The sequence below is a fragment of the Halobacillus trueperi genome (assembly GCF_003386945.1).
Taxonomy (GTDB): domain Bacteria; phylum Bacillota; class Bacilli; order Bacillales; family Halobacillaceae; genus Halobacillus; species Halobacillus aidingensis.
In genome coordinates this window covers 43,483-58,154 of sequence record NZ_QUAE01000012.1, presented here as the reverse complement: position 1 = coordinate 58,154, position 14,672 = coordinate 43,483, and the positions used below count along the sequence as shown (strand labels likewise).

14 protein-coding genes are annotated in these 14,672 nt (G+C 42.6%); 4 read left to right on the top strand and 10 right to left on the bottom strand.

What is annotated here, in order from left to right; genetic code table 11:
* Window positions 1–102: 102 nt before the first annotated feature.
* Window positions 103–3,456 carry a DNA polymerase III subunit alpha gene (gene dnaE, locus DYE48_RS14200; RefSeq protein WP_115824199.1) on the bottom strand — a complete coding sequence of 1,118 codons (3,354 nt, stop codon included), beginning with the start codon at window positions 3,454–3,456 and terminating at the stop codon, window positions 103–105.
* A 130-nt stretch (window positions 3,457–3,586) separates the two neighbouring features.
* Here dnaE and ytrH point away from each other — a divergent pair, with 130 nt between their 5' ends.
* Window positions 3,587–3,919, top strand: a complete 333-nt coding sequence (ytrH, locus tag DYE48_RS14195) for a sporulation membrane protein YtrH (RefSeq protein ID WP_089650537.1) — start codon at window positions 3,587–3,589, stop codon at window positions 3,917–3,919.
* Entirely contained in the window at window positions 3,919–4,416 is a 498-nt protein-coding gene (gene ytrI, locus DYE48_RS14190) for a sporulation membrane protein YtrI (RefSeq protein WP_115824198.1), read from the top strand. Before ytrH ends, ytrI begins: the two co-directional genes overlap by 1 nt.
* Before the next feature lie 14 nt (window positions 4,417–4,430).
* On the opposite strand, the gene DYE48_RS14185 is transcribed toward ytrI, so the two are convergent.
* Complete coding sequence (locus DYE48_RS14185; protein WP_115824197.1) at window positions 4,431–5,390, bottom strand: DHH family phosphoesterase; 960 nt, start codon at window positions 5,388–5,390, stop codon at window positions 4,431–4,433.
* A gap of 119 nt (window positions 5,391–5,509) precedes the next feature.
* Between DYE48_RS14185 and DYE48_RS14180 the strand changes: the two genes are divergently transcribed.
* The gene (locus DYE48_RS14180) at window positions 5,510–5,812 is read left to right on the top strand and encodes a YtpI family protein (protein ID WP_089650534.1); all 303 of its coding nucleotides are present in this window, start codon (window positions 5,510–5,512) and stop codon (window positions 5,810–5,812) included.
* 38 nt (window positions 5,813–5,850) lie between these two features.
* Here DYE48_RS14180 and DYE48_RS14175 read toward each other — a convergent pair whose 3' ends face one another.
* The 7 genes from DYE48_RS14175 to DYE48_RS14145 all read right to left on the bottom strand — a co-directional run bounded on the left by DYE48_RS14175 (window position 5,851) and on the right by DYE48_RS14145 (window position 12,097).
* Window positions 5,851–7,164 (bottom strand): DRTGG domain-containing protein, encoded by a 1,314-nt coding sequence (locus DYE48_RS14175; RefSeq protein WP_115824196.1) that lies wholly within the window; start codon window positions 7,162–7,164, stop codon window positions 5,851–5,853.
* Between the two features lie 148 nt (window positions 7,165–7,312).
* Window positions 7,313–7,993, bottom strand: a complete 681-nt coding sequence (locus DYE48_RS14170; RefSeq protein ID WP_089650532.1) for a metal-dependent hydrolase — start codon at window positions 7,991–7,993, stop codon at window positions 7,313–7,315.
* A gap of 29 nt (window positions 7,994–8,022) precedes the next feature.
* The gene (locus DYE48_RS14165; RefSeq protein ID WP_115824195.1) at window positions 8,023–9,570 is read right to left on the bottom strand and encodes a polyamine aminopropyltransferase; all 1,548 of its coding nucleotides are present in this window, start codon (window positions 9,568–9,570) and stop codon (window positions 8,023–8,025) included.
* Between the two features lie 84 nt (window positions 9,571–9,654).
* Window positions 9,655–10,050 carry a DUF350 domain-containing protein gene (locus tag DYE48_RS14160; protein ID WP_115824194.1) on the bottom strand — a complete coding sequence of 132 codons (396 nt, stop codon included), beginning with the start codon at window positions 10,048–10,050 and terminating at the stop codon, window positions 9,655–9,657.
* A gap of 14 nt (window positions 10,051–10,064) precedes the next feature.
* Window positions 10,065–10,736 (bottom strand): DUF4247 domain-containing protein, encoded by a 672-nt coding sequence (locus tag DYE48_RS14155; protein ID WP_244157014.1) that lies wholly within the window; start codon window positions 10,734–10,736, stop codon window positions 10,065–10,067.
* Between the two features lie 164 nt (window positions 10,737–10,900).
* Window positions 10,901–11,572, bottom strand: a complete 672-nt coding sequence (locus tag DYE48_RS14150; RefSeq protein WP_089650529.1) for a PspA/IM30 family protein — start codon at window positions 11,570–11,572, stop codon at window positions 10,901–10,903.
* Window positions 11,573–11,584: 12 nt separating this feature from the next.
* Complete coding sequence (locus DYE48_RS14145) at window positions 11,585–12,097, bottom strand: DUF4178 domain-containing protein (RefSeq protein ID WP_115824193.1); 513 nt, start codon at window positions 12,095–12,097, stop codon at window positions 11,585–11,587.
* A gap of 222 nt (window positions 12,098–12,319) precedes the next feature.
* On the opposite strand from DYE48_RS14145, the gene DYE48_RS14140 reads away from it, so the two are divergent.
* Window positions 12,320–13,288, top strand: coding sequence for a bile acid:sodium symporter family protein (locus DYE48_RS14140; protein ID WP_115824192.1), 969 nt, complete (start codon window positions 12,320–12,322; stop codon window positions 13,286–13,288).
* A 191-nt stretch (window positions 13,289–13,479) separates the two neighbouring features.
* On the opposite strand, the gene ald is transcribed toward DYE48_RS14140, so the two are convergent.
* Window positions 13,480–14,598, bottom strand: coding sequence for an alanine dehydrogenase (gene ald, locus DYE48_RS14135; protein WP_115824191.1), 1,119 nt, complete (start codon window positions 14,596–14,598; stop codon window positions 13,480–13,482).
* Window positions 14,599–14,672: the final 74 nt, after the last annotated feature.

The following is a 14,672-nucleotide window of genomic DNA, read 5'->3' as shown; positions in this document are numbered from 1 at the left end:
AACTTATAGTGAACCGACCCTGGTGGTCTGACCACCATTAACCTCTTAATTATAACAGATGAATATAGCGTGTAAAGAAATACAAAAATCCGGGCTGAGCTTTTAATGCCCCGCTCCATCTTTCACAGGTCTGACGGCTACGGATGACTCTCCGAAAAATTCATTCAATTTACCCATCGATACATCATTCACTTCAAGACAATAGGTTTCATCCAGTTTATAAGTCACTCGATCTTCAGATCGAAAAATGAAGATTGGTGTATTCCCCGGGAAATATTCAGCAAGCTTTTTCAATTTTTCAATGGAATAGTGTTCATGTTCTTCCGTCACCTTAATAAAAAGCCGTTGTTTTTTTTCAGCTGGATATTCATCTATACCTAAAGGCTCAGCATGGTTAATGATCAATTGTTTCTGTCCTTTTCTTTCATCAACTTTCCCCTTCAAGTGCACAAGCATCTGTTCTTTCAGCCAAACTTTTATATTCCGATAAGTTTCCGGAAAAAGGACGGCATCCATCTCAGCGGTTTCATCACTAATGGTCAAAAACGCCATAGGATCGCCTCGTTTCGTACGTATTTCACGGAGACCATCAATAACCACGGCAACCTCCACTTGTTTCTTAGTAGAACGGTGAGCCTCTCTAATTGGAAGTATCCCCTTCTCCTCGAGGTCTTTCCGTTGGTGGCCCAATGGATGTTGAGACATGTAGGTGCCCAACACCTCTTTTTCCATCGACAAACGCTTCAAAGGGGGGAATGGATCCACTTCCACCATTTCCATATCTAACTCATTGCCGAAGAATCCCGGTTGATCTTGGAACTCCTTAAAAAGTTCCCCTTGCTCTAAAGCTTGATCGATACTCGCAAGAACACTCGCTCTATTTTGGTGCAGATCGTCGAATGCGCCCGCAAGAACCAGGGATTCTATAACTTTTCTTGTAACAACCTTCCCGTCAACACGTAAACAAAAATCGTTGAGATTCCGAAAAGGTCCTTTCATTCTCTCTTCCATGATCGCTTGGGCGGCCTGGTAGCCGACCCCTTTGACAGCTGTCATCCCAATCCTGATTTCTCCTGAGTCATCATGGTTCAGTGCTTGGCTTCTATTCACAGATGGAGCTTTAACTTTTACGTTCATATCTCTGGCTTCACGAATATACATCGTCATCTTTTCATGATCTCCAAGATGAGCATTCATCAACTCTGCCATAAAGTAAGAAGGATAATGAGCTTTCATGTACGCTAATCTGTATGAAATCAAGCTATAGGCGACCGCATGGCTTCTGTTAAATCCATAATTGGAGAATTTAACAATCCAATCGAACAACTGGTGAGCAATCGACTCAACATAGCCTTTCGCCTTACACCCTTGGACGAACCTCATCCGTTCCTCTTCTAAAACATTGGCTTGTTTTTTACTCACCGCTCTCCTTAATAGATCGGCTTCTCCTAATGAATAGCCCGCCACATGACGAGCGACTTCCATGATTTGTTCTTGGTAAACCAACACCCCAAACGTGTGGGCAAGAATTGGCTTCAAGTCTGGATGTGGATATTCAATATTTTCCCTTCCGTGCTTCCTATCAATATACAAAGGGATGTATTCCATCGGTCCTGGTCTGTAAAGAGCGTTAACAGCGACAACATCTTCAAAATGACTCGGCTTTAAACGAAGCAGCACATTTTTCATTCCTTGAGACTCCAGTTGAAAGACCCCGTTGGTTCTTCCTTCTTTCAAAAGATCAAACGTTCGATTGTCATTTAGCGGAATATGACCGATTGAAAAGTCCTTTTGACGATATCGTTTCACTTTCCGTTCCATTCTTTCAAGGAAAGAGAGATTCCGAAGGCCGAGAAAATCAATTTTAAGAAGTCCCACTTTTTCAAGGTCTCCCATGGCATATTGGGTTAATGAAACAGGGCCTTGGCTTTTCAAAAGCGCCGTATACCTCACAAGTGGTTCTTCACTTAATACGACTCCTGCCGCATGGGTCGATACATGTCGCGGAAGCCCTTCAAGCTTCGTAGCTACTCGGAACAACAGCTTTAAACGATCGGAATTTCTGATGTACTCTTTTAGCTCCTCCGATTTTTTCACAACATCCACGAGTGATGAAGCGGATGTTTTAGGAATCTGATGAAGAATAAAGGAAGCATCACTTTCATCTATTTTCAACACCTTGAACAACTCTCTTAAGACACTCCTGGCAGCAAACGTACCAAATGTACAAATCTGAGCCACATGTTTACTTCCATATTTCTCAGCTACATAGGAAATCACTTCGTCCCTACGATGGTCCGGAAAGTCAATATCTATATCCGGCATTGTAATTCTTTCGGGATTGAGAAATCGTTCGAATAACAAATGATACTCCAACGGATCGACCTGAGTGATTCCCAGCAAATATGAGACGATGGATCCGGCGGCAGACCCACGCCCTGGACCGGCGTGAATGCCGTTTTCCCTCGCAAAACTGATAAAATCCCAAACAATTAAGAAATAATCGCTGAAACCCATAGATGCGATGATAGATAATTCATGATTTAGTCTCTCCACAGCTTGTTGACGACTCTTTGTGTCGTATTTATCAGGCAATGATGATTCACAAAGCTGTCGTAAGTAGTCATCCGAGCTTTTATTTTCTGGGGAAGGATAAGTAGGGAGCAATTGTCTGTCCAATTCCAAATTTACCTGGCAGGCATTCACAATTTCTTCTGTTGCTACAAGTGATTCCGGCCACCATTCTCCAAAAAAACGCTCCATTTCTTCTTGAGACTTAAGATAGTAATGATGATCATTGTTTTCAGGGCTGTAACGTCCCCCTTCATCAATCGCGCGCAAACATTGGAAAGCATCCGCCTCGCCTCGATCCAAATAACGAACATCTCCAATGGCCACGACCTTCATTCCGTTCCTACTCACCCATTCTCTTAAAGGTGTATGTAATTGGCGTTCCGAATGGAGGTCACGATCCTGGATACTCAGGTATAAACGATTCATTCCTAATAGATTCACCCAGCGCTCTCTAGACGTCTCTATTTTGTCAGTCATACGATTAGCGATCGACTCGGCCCACGGAGAACTTGAAGTCATTTGGATAAAAATCAAACCTTCTTTGTACATAGCCAATTGCTCAAGTGTTATGTTTTCCTTTTCTGTTTGAACGATTGTACTTATTTCAAGCAGGTTGTGGTAACCCCCCGTTGTTTCCGCCAACAAAACCATCGGAAAGGAGAGTGTTTGATCAATGACGGTGGTCTTCAGACCAATGATTGGTTTTATTCCTTCGTTCTTACATTCCTCATAAAAAGAGACCGCTCCGCTCATCGTATCCTGATCAGTAAGGGCAACAGCACCAAATCCGGATTCTTTGGCGGTTCGTACAAGGTCCTTGATTTTAATCGTACTGTTCATCAAGCTATAACCTGATTGCACATTCAAATGGGTAAACGTCATTTCGAACACCTTCTTTCATGTAAATTATAGCTACTCTGGGGATTGGATGAAAGCCTTCTGCATAAAGAGAGGATTGAAAGAATAATGGTTAGGTAAGAGACTATTTTCAGACAGCGAAAAGAGGGACAAGATGGAAGATCGTTTAGTCATATCCATGATTCAATGCTTCTTTATCGCGTTCGGAGTCATCGTTGGTGGAACCATTATCGGAAGTATAGGAAGTTTATTAACAGGGGAAGCCGCTTTGACATCCATGTTTCGGATAGCAAAAGGCTTGAGGATTTGGGCCATTGTAGCAGCCATCGGCGGAACATTTGATGCCATAAGCAATTTCGAAAAAGGAATCTTTGATGGTTCCACGTTTGATATCTTCAAGCAAGTGATGATCATTATCGCCGCCATGGGTGGAGTGAAAACAGCACTGCTTCTTTTTGAATGGTTACTGGGTGATGAGGTGACGTAATGCACTTTCCAGCCTACCATAAAAACAAGGAATGGAGACGTTTTTTTGCGGGTCTTGTTTTAGGAGCGATTATTGGTTATGCCTTTTTTATTTACATTCATGGCCAACTGCAGCAAAAATACACAGAAGAACATATAGAAATGACAGCTCAATTAAGTGAATGGGAAACCAAATATGAAGCACTCCTTAACAACCAGGATCAAGAATCAGAAGGCAAGCCTATGAGTGTCAAAGAAATTACCGTCGTGTTTACGAATGCCAAAAAACTTGAAGTCGACCTGTTGACCCAGCATCAGCTGAACGCTTTAGTAAAAGATCAACTGGTGACTGTATCCGGTAAGGATGTCTCCATCGTTGCTGATCAAGTGGATCTCATCATCTCGACGATTGAAAATAAAAACTATGTTGTCGATGATTTCACTTATGAGCTGAAAGTCATGAGATTGATTGTCTCTGAAACCATGACGCTGCACCTCGAAATTAAACTAAAACGATAGGAATCTGAGCAGGCTTAATTCGCCTGCTCATTCTTATACTTCAGACATTCCGCTTCAAGTTCTTTTGCAATTTCATCGGTTTCATCCCATGAAGAAGCAGAAGCGCCTGAGGCCATCGGGTGTCCTCCTCCATTATGGTTGGCTGCGATCCCATTTATCACCGGGCCTTTTGAGCGTAAACGGACACGGATGGTATCTTCTTCCTCCACGAAAAATGCCCATGCAAGCATTCCTTCTACGTCTCCTAGCAAACCTACGAGCTGACTCGTTTCCGAAGGAGAAACGTTAAACTCATCCAACGTTTTACGATCGAGACGGATGGTTGAATACCCAGCTTCATTAACGGTGAAATTTTGTAAAACATATCCTTTCAGCTTGGCGACATGAACAGGAGTCTTATACATTTCGTTATATAACGCTGGTCGATCGAACTCAAAATTCACAAGGTTAGCTGCGTAAGACAGCGTCTGTTTCGTCGTACTCGGAAAAAGGAACCTCCCTGTATCCCCGACAATCCCTGCATATAGAAGCCGAGCTGCCTCATCAGTAAGGACCAATCCTTCCTCTGCAAACTCAGAGTACAATTGATAGATCATTTCTGAAGTGGAGCTTGCTGTTGTATCCACCCATTGGATATCTCCATACGCATCTACTTCTGGGTGATGATCGATTTTTATTAAAAGGTCTCCCTGATCATAACGCTGATCATCGATACGAGCCTGGTTTGCAGTATCACAAACGATTGTAAGAGCTCCTTTAAAAGCTTCATCAGGTACCTCATCCATCGTAGTCAGGAACTCCAGAGAGGGTTCGCCTGTGCCGGTGATCCATACTTGTTTTTGTGGAAAAGTGGCTTGAATCAATGTAGCTAAACCAGCCTGCGATCCATAGGCATCCGGGTCTGGACGGACATGACGATGGATGATGATAACTTCGTGATCCTTGATAGCTTTCATAATGGCCTGTTTACTCATAAAAAAGTCCTCCTCTTTTGCTTTCCGTGTCATTTAATTATAGAATTCTCTGTACAGGTAGCCTTTTCCGAAGAAACAAGCTACAATAAAAGGGAAATTTAAACGCAGGAGTCGATCAAATGATTATTTTTCCGATCCTTATATTAGTCTCTTTTGTACTTTATATCTACTACAAGGTGATGATTGTCCGTTCCAATGACCCTCTAACTCAAGAATACTTAAATAGTAAATCCAAGCTATTCCTTGGAAGTTTCATTTTCTTTTTTGGGATTAACCAGTATGTATTCTACCAAACGAAACTTTCACTTTTTGTAGGTATCGTATTCATTGCCTTCGGTATTTTCCAAGCCCGGCTGGGATGGAAATCAAGCAAGCATTATCAGGCAGAATTTCAAAAGCACCGCACAAGCCCTCAATCATGAATGTCTAAGAAAAAGTCGCTGTTGTTCAGCGACTTTTTTTATCGATCAATGAGCTGGGCCATGAGAAGAGCTTTTCCAACGATAGATTTTTCATGGTGAACCTCGATGTCTACTTTTGCAAATTTCCTTCCGACCTCAAGAATTTGAGGCCGCACTTCTATATCACTTTCGATTTGAACGGGCTTAATGAAATAGACAGAAATGTTTTCAACAACAAGATCGCCTTTTTTATACTTCCTTAATAATCGACTCGACGCTTCTGTAATTAACGAAATGAAAACACCATAGGACATCGTACCAAGTGGATTGGTCATTTGAGGTGTTACTTTCGTTTGCCAAACAGGGGTTGAGTCATCTTCTGCGATGACTTCCATGCGATTTGTCGCAAGATCATCAATTGTTTCGCCTACCTGAGGCTGCCTTTGGATATGCTGCAATGCTTTCAACACATCCTGACGGGAAATGATCCCTTGAAGTTTATGGGAAGGATCGACAACGGGCATTAGTTCAATCCCTTCCCAAACCATGACATGGGCAGCGTTCGCAAGGGAGGTTTTGGCATGGACGGTCATCGGGTTTCGTGTCATGACTTTTTCAATCCGCGTCTCTTTATCCTTTCCAATTACATCTCTTGAAGTGACGATGCCAACCACACGATTCTGCTGATCTACGACAGGATAGCGGCTATGCCCTGTGGCTGTGTTAAATTCATGCCACCTGGCAACTGCATCCGATGATTGCAAGAACTTTGATTCCTCATAAGAAGTATAAATATCATCGACAAGTACAATTTCTTTTTTAATTAATTGATCATAAATGGCTCTATTGATCATCGTTGCGACTGTAAATGTATCATAACTGGTAGAAATGACGGGAAGCTTCTTTTCATCAGCCAGCTTTTTAACCGCTTCACTCGTATCGAATCCACCTGTAATTAAAACAGCCGCCCCTTCTTTCACTGCAAGCTCATGAGCATTTGTCCGGTTTCCTACAATAAGAAGAGAACCCGCTTCCGTATAACGCATCATCGCTTCAAGCTTCATCGCACCTATGACGAATTTACTTAGGGTTTTATATAAACCTTCGCGTCCTCCAAGGACTTGCCCATCGACGACATTCACAATTTCAGCAAACGTCAATTTTTCTATGTTCTCTTTTTTCTTCTTTTCAATTCTGATGGTTCCGACACGTTCCATCGTGCTGACAAGGTCCTGGTTCTCCGCTTCTTTGATGGCCCTGTAGGCTGTACCTTCACTGACATTCAATGCTTTCGCTATTCTTCTGACAGATATTTTGCTGCCGACCGACAGGGATTCAATGTGTTCCAGGATCTGTTCGTGTTTTGTTGCCATATGCCCACCAAACTTTCTAACTGTACTAATCCAAATTCTTTTAATTGTTATTATACAGTTGATACAGATGATCCGCAATTTCTTCCTGAAGTTTCAGAAAAAAAGCCGTTTGTCCCTGAGTAGACAAACGGCTTTGAGTCTCTTATTCTTAGAGGTCAATAGATTCTCCCGGCTTTAATGCATGCCCTTTTCCTGGTTTCACTTCTTGAGCAAATGCATCTCCGTCCTGAGCAATTAAATCAAACGTGTTGTAGTGCACAGGCACGACCTGTTTCGCTTGGAGCCATTCAGCAGCGACGAGCGCATCAGATGGCCCCATTGTGAAATTGTCGCCAATAGGAAGGAAAGCAAGGTCAATATCATTACGTTCCCCAATCATCTTCATATCAGAGAATAAACCGGTGTCTCCGGCGTGATAAATGGTCTTTCCATCAATCGTTAGTAAAATTCCTGTAGGCATCCCTGTATACACGATCGTTCCATCCTCTTCCTGGTAAGAAGAACCATGAAAGGCTTGGGTGAATTTTACATGTCCGAAATCGAATTCGTGACCTCCACCGATATACATAGGATGAGCGTTCAGGCCTTTATTTCCAAGATAAGTAGCTAACTCGAACGGAGCGATGACTTGTGCATCATTTCTTTTTGCAATCTCAAATGTATCCCCAACGTGATCATTGTGACCATGAGTGAGCAAAATCACATCTGCTTTTACTTGGTCAGCATCCAGATCTGTATTCCCGTTGTCCGAAATGAACGGATCAAAAAGAATCGTCTTTCCATTTGCTTCCACCTTCACAACAGCATGACCATGATAAGAAACTTTCATCCATAACACTCCTTTTAAACTTTGCTGATTCAATAGTTTCGCCAAGCTTGTTCATACTTTTGAATGAGATGTGGATTAATTAAGGTATTGGGTTCCAACTTGACCACTTGGCCTTCTCCATTCAAGATTTCCCCATCTTCATCTTTTCCAAACACTGTCATAGATTGAAAAACTTCCTCTGTCAGAAATTCAGTTTCCACAGTAAATTGGACCTCTTCGATCGCAAGCGGTTCCCTTGCGGCCATAATGAATCCCCAATTTCCGAAACTCGGAACATCCACATGGAAATTTTCTGTGTACAGTCCTGTGGAGGCCACCGTTTTATCAATCGTCCAGTACACTTCTGTCGCAAAAAGCGGACTTGTTGCCTGGATCATCACTGCCCCTCCAGGTGATAAATGGTTTCTCACTAAAGAATAAAATTCCCGCGTATAGAGTTTGTTAAGACTTTCGTTATTCGGATCAGGAAGGTCGATAATAATCACATCATAAAATTGATCCGCAGTCTCTAGAAACTTGAACGCGTCTTTATTTAATACGTTAACCCTTGGATCATCTAGCGCTCCCTTATTCACTTGCAGCAGATGATAATTGGTTCGTGCAAGGTTTGTGACAGCAGGATCAAGGTCAACGAGCGTAATTTCTTTGATTTCCTGATACTTTAATAACTCCTTAGCCGCAATCCCATCTCCCCCGCCTAGAATAAGAACATTGTCTTGTTTGACAGAAAAGGCGACGGGTGGGTGGACAAGCGTTTCATGATACCGATGTTCATCGGTTGAACTGAACTGCAAGGATCCGTTTAAGAATAGACGTGTGTCTCCCTGCTCCTTTGTAAGTACGATCCGTTGATAAGCACTCTCTTCCATATGAATAATGGGATCTTTATATAGCTTCTGTTCGAAAGAAAAGGCCATTTCTTCACCGAAAAACAGCCCACCAATAAGAAGAGTTCCAATGATGACTGCCCCTGTCAAATGAACGGAGAACCTCTTAATTTCAGACCGGAATAAATACAGGACCAATACAGCAACAGCTAAATTAATACAAGCAACAAAAAAGGCGCTTTTCACCATACCCATTTGTGGTCTGAGATAGAAAGCAAAAAGAAGACCTCCAATCAACCCACCGGCATAATCAGAAAACAGCACCCTGGCCGTACTTCTGTTGAGCTCCACACCTATCTCATTCGCCTTTCTAATAAGAATCGGCAGCTCAATACCGGTCAGAGCCCCAATGGTAAATGTTACTAGATATAGAAACAGTGCATCTGTACCTGAAGGAGCAAAAGCCGTCATACCAAACATCGTGAAGCTTGAAAAGCCTCCGATTAGTGCGACCATGAATTCAATCCAAATGAACGTGACGATCAATTGTTTCATTACTTTCTCACTTATACTCGCCCCGATCCCCATCCCGGTAAGGAACAAGCTGATCGTCAACGTGTACTGCTTTACACCATCACCGAGAATGTACGATCCGAGCGCACCAAATAACACTTCAAATATAATGCCGCAGATGGAGACAATACCTGAGGCCCAGTAAATAAAATGACTCTTTCTAATATTCGCTTCCACTTTCGTTCACTCCACTTAAACTTGTATGTTAAAAAGCCACTATGAGAATGGTTCATAGTGGCTTCTCTCAGTTGTTCTGACGCCTTATGTAATCGACGCACCAATAACGAAGGCTAGACCGATCGATACCCCCATCGTAATGATTCCAACCGCTGTGTTATTTTCCTTCAATTTCGTTTCAACAGAAAACTTACGTGTGAACAATTCAAATAAAAGGTAGGCAATCATTTGAAGGACAACCCCGTACGCTCCCCAAATCAACGTATCCCATACAGTAAAACTATGATAGATTGCAAACGACAGGACAATACAGATGCCGATGATTTTTCCTGCAATGGACATTGCAACGGCCTGGTTCCCTTGCTTTACCTCTTCCCAATCCTTATACTGCCTAGTTAACCATTCGAAAATAACCAATCCAAGAACAACAATCACAATCGCCATCACAAAATAGCCTAACGTAGCCAAAAATGGTTCCATTATAATAACCTCCTTTATTTTCCTGTGCCAGGTCCTCCACCACGGTTCGAGGATCCTCTCATAGAAGTGGTTCCGCCTGAATTATAATTTCCATACATCCCATATCCACCATAACAGTTCCCTGTTTGTTGGCAATTCGCCCTTCGCCGATCATACCAGTCGTTAGATCCCAACGAACGGTTCAGAATAGATCCTAAAAATAAACCACTAAAGAAACCGGGAGAATAATGATTCCTCACAAAATCATCGGATGCAAGTTCAATTGTAATCACCCCAGGTTCCTCCGTACTTTCCTGGAGGATCACAAAATGATCAGGATAAATGAGGGCTTGCTTATTTTCCTGCTTTTCACTTATTTCTTCTGGGGGAATAACTGAGGTCAAAGAATCTGACACCTCGGTTAACGACAATTCTTTTGTCATATAAATTCTTGAGATGCCCTGATCGGATCTGACCGTATCCAATAGAGGGAAATGATCCTGAATCAGTGATTCAATATCGTTAGCTTCCGAATTTTCTATTCCACTTAGAATCTCTGACCGATCAGGCTCTGAGGGCAGTTCACCATATGTATCTTCGGTATAAGAACCTGACATTCCTCTTTGGTCATTTCCGCCGAATACATTGAACAATAAGAAAAAGGCAATGATTCCTACGACTATGATCCCTGCATAATCTTTCAACATACATCCTCCTTCCAAAGGACAAAGGCTCAGGCTGCACTGAGCGCTAGAGCCGGATGCCGTCACTATTACGGGCAATCCATCCACGACTCGGACTTTGTTATTTATCTAGTCCATAAAATAGCCGTGCCTGACCACTTGGCCAGGCACGAATGTTGGACCAGAGATTATTCTTTGTTCATCTTTTTCTTCAGTTCTTCTAACTCACTGTCCACGCTATCTTTATTATCCAAATCTTCGAATTCGTCGTCTAAGGAGCGGCTCTGTGAGGACATATCCTCACTTGTTTCAGCTTCCGCTTCATAGTGCATGACTTTTTCTTCCATACGTTCAAAACCTTGTCGTGACTCATCCCCACCAATGTTAGACATGGTGCGGTTCATTTTAGTACGTGTTTTCGCAGACTCTGCACGTGCTTTCAAAGAATCTTTCTTCAACTTCATTTCCTGATATTCCTTCTTCATTTCATCTAGTTTCTGACGAAGGTTATTCGCATCCTGCTGGGCACGTTCCCAAGAAGCCTTGAATTGATCTGCTTGATCCTGATGGTTCTTCTTATCTTCCAATGCGCGGCGAGCCAAATCTTCATTTCCAGCCTCAATGGCTTTTTCCGCCTGCTGCATACGCTTATCTACAAGAGCCTGAGAATCATCATATTTACGTTTCAACATTTTTTCATTCGCAATCTGCTTCGCTACCGCACTTTCAGCTTCACGGATGTCGTTCTCCATGTCACGCATGAATTGGTCCAGCATTTTCACAGGGTCTTCTGCTTTATCCAACATGGAGTTCAACTCAGAACCTACAACTGTTTTTACACGATTAAAAAATTTAAACATATTTTTTCCTCCTTATTTTGAACCTGCAAGTATTTTGATTTCATATGCTTCGATGTCATACCCAACACTTACTTCTACTTCACTGCCCCATGATTCAAGGCTTAGATATGTTTCTTCATCTTCAGAAATATACTCCGCATATCGAGAGGTACGTCCATTGATGTTTTTGCTTCTTCCTTCTCCCGTTACGCGTGCTTCTCCTTCTTCATCTTTAAAGAAGGTTTGACCCTCGTATTCGAGTTTTTTAGGGAATGGCAGGGAAACAGGGAGTTTAACCGTCTCATACACCCCTAGTTCCAGCTCATCATCCATTTCAGCAGCGAGCCATTTCGTTTGATCACCTTCCAATAGCTGATAAGAAAACCACTCATAACCACCGTCCCGATACGTAATCTTACCAACAACTTCATAGTCCACAAGATCGTACGTGACAATGTCACCGACTTGGATATTCAACGGTGTTCGCTCTTTCACTTCTGGTGCCTGTTTTTCACTTTTTGAAAACAATCTAGAAAAGAAACCCAAATCTTCACCTCTCCTTCAACTGTGACCCTGTGTACCTGTATGTACGTGCCGCATTTATAAAAGGTTTCATCTTTTTTCTTTTTATTTTACGCAGGATTCAAAAGAATCTCAAATCCTCGGCCTTATCTCATTTTTTTCATTTTTTTCTGTTCTTTGAACCTTTGTTTTTTCTGAAAAGAGCGTATAATCAGAAAATATCTTTTACATAAGGAGTTGAAACAGATGAAAACATTAGAAAAAGTAAGTCAATTTGCAGGCAGCACTTTCGCTGTCTGGGTCCTCCTTTTTGCGGCCTTATCTTTTTATCTTCCAGGAGGATTCACATGGATTGCCCCATATATTGTTCCCTTATTAGGAATTATCATGTTTGGGATGGGATTGACTCTATCTAAACAAGACTTCCAGGAGGTTTTCAAAAGACCGAAAGATGTAGCCATCGGGGTGGGGGCACAGTTTACGCTTATGCCGCTTCTCGCTTTTCTCCTAGTGACCATCCTGCCCGTATCGACAGAAGTAGCGATAGGTGTCATTCTAGTGGGATGTTGTCCAGGCGGAACTTCTTCCAACGTAATGACTTATCTCTCCAAAGGTGACACGGCTCTTTCCGTTTCTATTACAGCTGTATCAACTCTGTTGGCGCCTCTTTTCACCCCTTTACTCGTTTGGGTATTTGCAAGCCAATGGCTTCCGGTTTCAGCAGGAGACCTATTTGTATCCATCGTTAAGGTCGTTCTTATTCCGATTCTTCTAGGGCTTATTGTCCAAGCCATTTTCAAGAATAAAGTACAAGCAACGGTCAAGGCCCTCCCACTTGTATCGGTTATTAGTATCGTAGCCATCGTAGCTGCAGTCGTGAGTGTCAATCAATCTCAAATTGCCGAGACAGGGGCAGCTATATTCGCAATCGTCGTCGTCCATAACCTCCTCGGTTACTTAGCTGGCTATGGTTTAGGGAAGTTGTTTAACATGGAGCCGGCAAAACAACGAGCCATTTCCATTGAGGTTGGCATGCAAAATTCTGGTCTCGGAGCGTCTCTTGCAGCTGTGCACTTCAACCCGCTCGCAGCTGTGCCAAGTGCCATTTTCAGTGTTTGGCACAACATTTCCGGTCCCATCATTGCAACCATCTTCAGAAAACAGAAGGATGCAGACATAAAAGATACAAACCAAAACCATAGCAAATCGGCTTAAAAGAAAGACGTTAGCGATCAATATTCCACAAATGCTCCCTATTCTTGAAAACTCTTCAATACTTTTGTTGAGTGACGAACCCCGTAACATCTCGAAATCAAGTCTTACACAATCCAACCATATTGTGTAAGAATGGTATCATGAATATGAAAAGAGCGTGGACGTGGAGTCCGCGCTCTTTTTATAAATCATTATTTATTAAAAAGTTGCTTAGCCTCTGTATATTCAAGACCTTGAGCCTCGGCGACCGCTTTGTAGGTCACATGTCCGTCAAGCGTGTTGAGACCTTTATAGAGTGCCTCGTTTTCTTGACAGGCCCTCACATACCCCTTATTCGCTAACTGAAGAGCGTAAGGAATTGTTACATTCGTTAACCCGATCGTGGACGTTCTCGGGACGGCTCCCGGCATGTTTGCTACCGCATAGTGAAGCACCCCATGCTTTTCATAAGTGGGATCATCATGAGTGGTGATTCGGTCGGTCGTTTCGAAAATGCCTCCCTGGTCGATGGCTACATCCACAATGACAGATCCTTCTTTCATCGATTTGACCATATCTTCTGTAACAAGGCTTGGCGCTTTAGCTCCTGGTATAAGTACGGCTCCTATGACAAGGTCAGACTCTTCCAAGGCCTCTTGAATATTAAGCGGGTTTGACATCAACGTGTTGATATCAGAACCAAAAATATCATCAAGTTGACGCAGACGCTCAGGGTTGAGGTCAATAATGGTGACATCTGCTCCCAGACCCATGGCGATTTTAGCTGCATTCGTTCCTACAACCCCACCGCCGATCACTGTGACTCTCCCGCGACGTACACCAGGAATGCCCCCTAAAAGAATTCCTTTTCCGCCTTTTGATTTTTCAAGGTATTGAGCACCAATTTGTGAAGCCATTCTTCCTGCTACTTCACTCATAGGTGTTAAAAGCGGTAATGATCCGTTCGGTAGTTGTACGGTTTCATAGGCAATTGAAATCACTTTCTTATTTACGAGTGCTTTAGTCAATTCAGATTCCGGCGCTAAGTGTAAGTAAGTAAATAAGATTAAGCCTTCATAAAAATAGTCGTACTCTTCTGGAACCGGTTCTTTCACTTTCATGACCATTTCCTGACTCCATGCTTTCTGAGCTGACTCAACGATTGTAGCACCTGCTTCTCTGTACTGATCATCGGTGAATCCTGAACCTAATCCCGCATGTGTTTCTACAAACACTTCATGTCCTGCATTGGTTAAGCTGACCACTCCTGCAGGCGTCATCGCTATACGATTTTCATTATTTTTCACTTCTTTTGGTACTCCTATTTTCACCGCAATCCAACCTCCTTGTTCCACTTATGAATATTGCTTCTTCTCATAGTGCTTGTCATTCAAGTCAACCAAAG

Coding starts and splice junctions, on each gene's coding strand:
- dnaE (WP_115824199.1), bottom strand. CDS start 3,456: ATGACGTTTACCCATTTGAATGTGCAATCAGGTTATAGCTTGATGAAC.
- ytrH (WP_089650537.1), top strand. CDS start 3,587: ATGGAAGATCGTTTAGTCATATCCATGATTCAATGCTTCTTTATCGCG.
- ytrI (WP_115824198.1), top strand. CDS start 3,919: ATGCACTTTCCAGCCTACCATAAAAACAAGGAATGGAGACGTTTTTTT.
- DYE48_RS14185 (WP_115824197.1), bottom strand. CDS start 5,390: ATGAGTAAACAGGCCATTATGAAAGCTATCAAGGATCACGAAGTTATC.
- DYE48_RS14180 (WP_089650534.1), top strand. CDS start 5,510: ATGATTATTTTTCCGATCCTTATATTAGTCTCTTTTGTACTTTATATC.
- DYE48_RS14175 (WP_115824196.1), bottom strand. CDS start 7,164: ATGGCAACAAAACACGAACAGATCCTGGAACACATTGAATCCCTGTCG.
- DYE48_RS14170 (WP_089650532.1), bottom strand. CDS start 7,993: ATGAAAGTTTCTTATCATGGTCATGCTGTTGTGAAGGTGGAAGCAAAT.
- DYE48_RS14160 (WP_115824194.1), bottom strand. CDS start 10,050: ATGGAACCATTTTTGGCTACGTTAGGCTATTTTGTGATGGCGATTGTG.
- DYE48_RS14155 (WP_244157014.1), bottom strand. CDS start 10,736: ATGTTGAAAGATTATGCAGGGATCATAGTCGTAGGAATCATTGCCTTT.
- DYE48_RS14150 (WP_089650529.1), bottom strand. CDS start 11,572: ATGTTTAAATTTTTTAATCGTGTAAAAACAGTTGTAGGTTCTGAGTTG.
- DYE48_RS14140 (WP_115824192.1), top strand. CDS start 12,320: ATGAAAACATTAGAAAAAGTAAGTCAATTTGCAGGCAGCACTTTCGCT.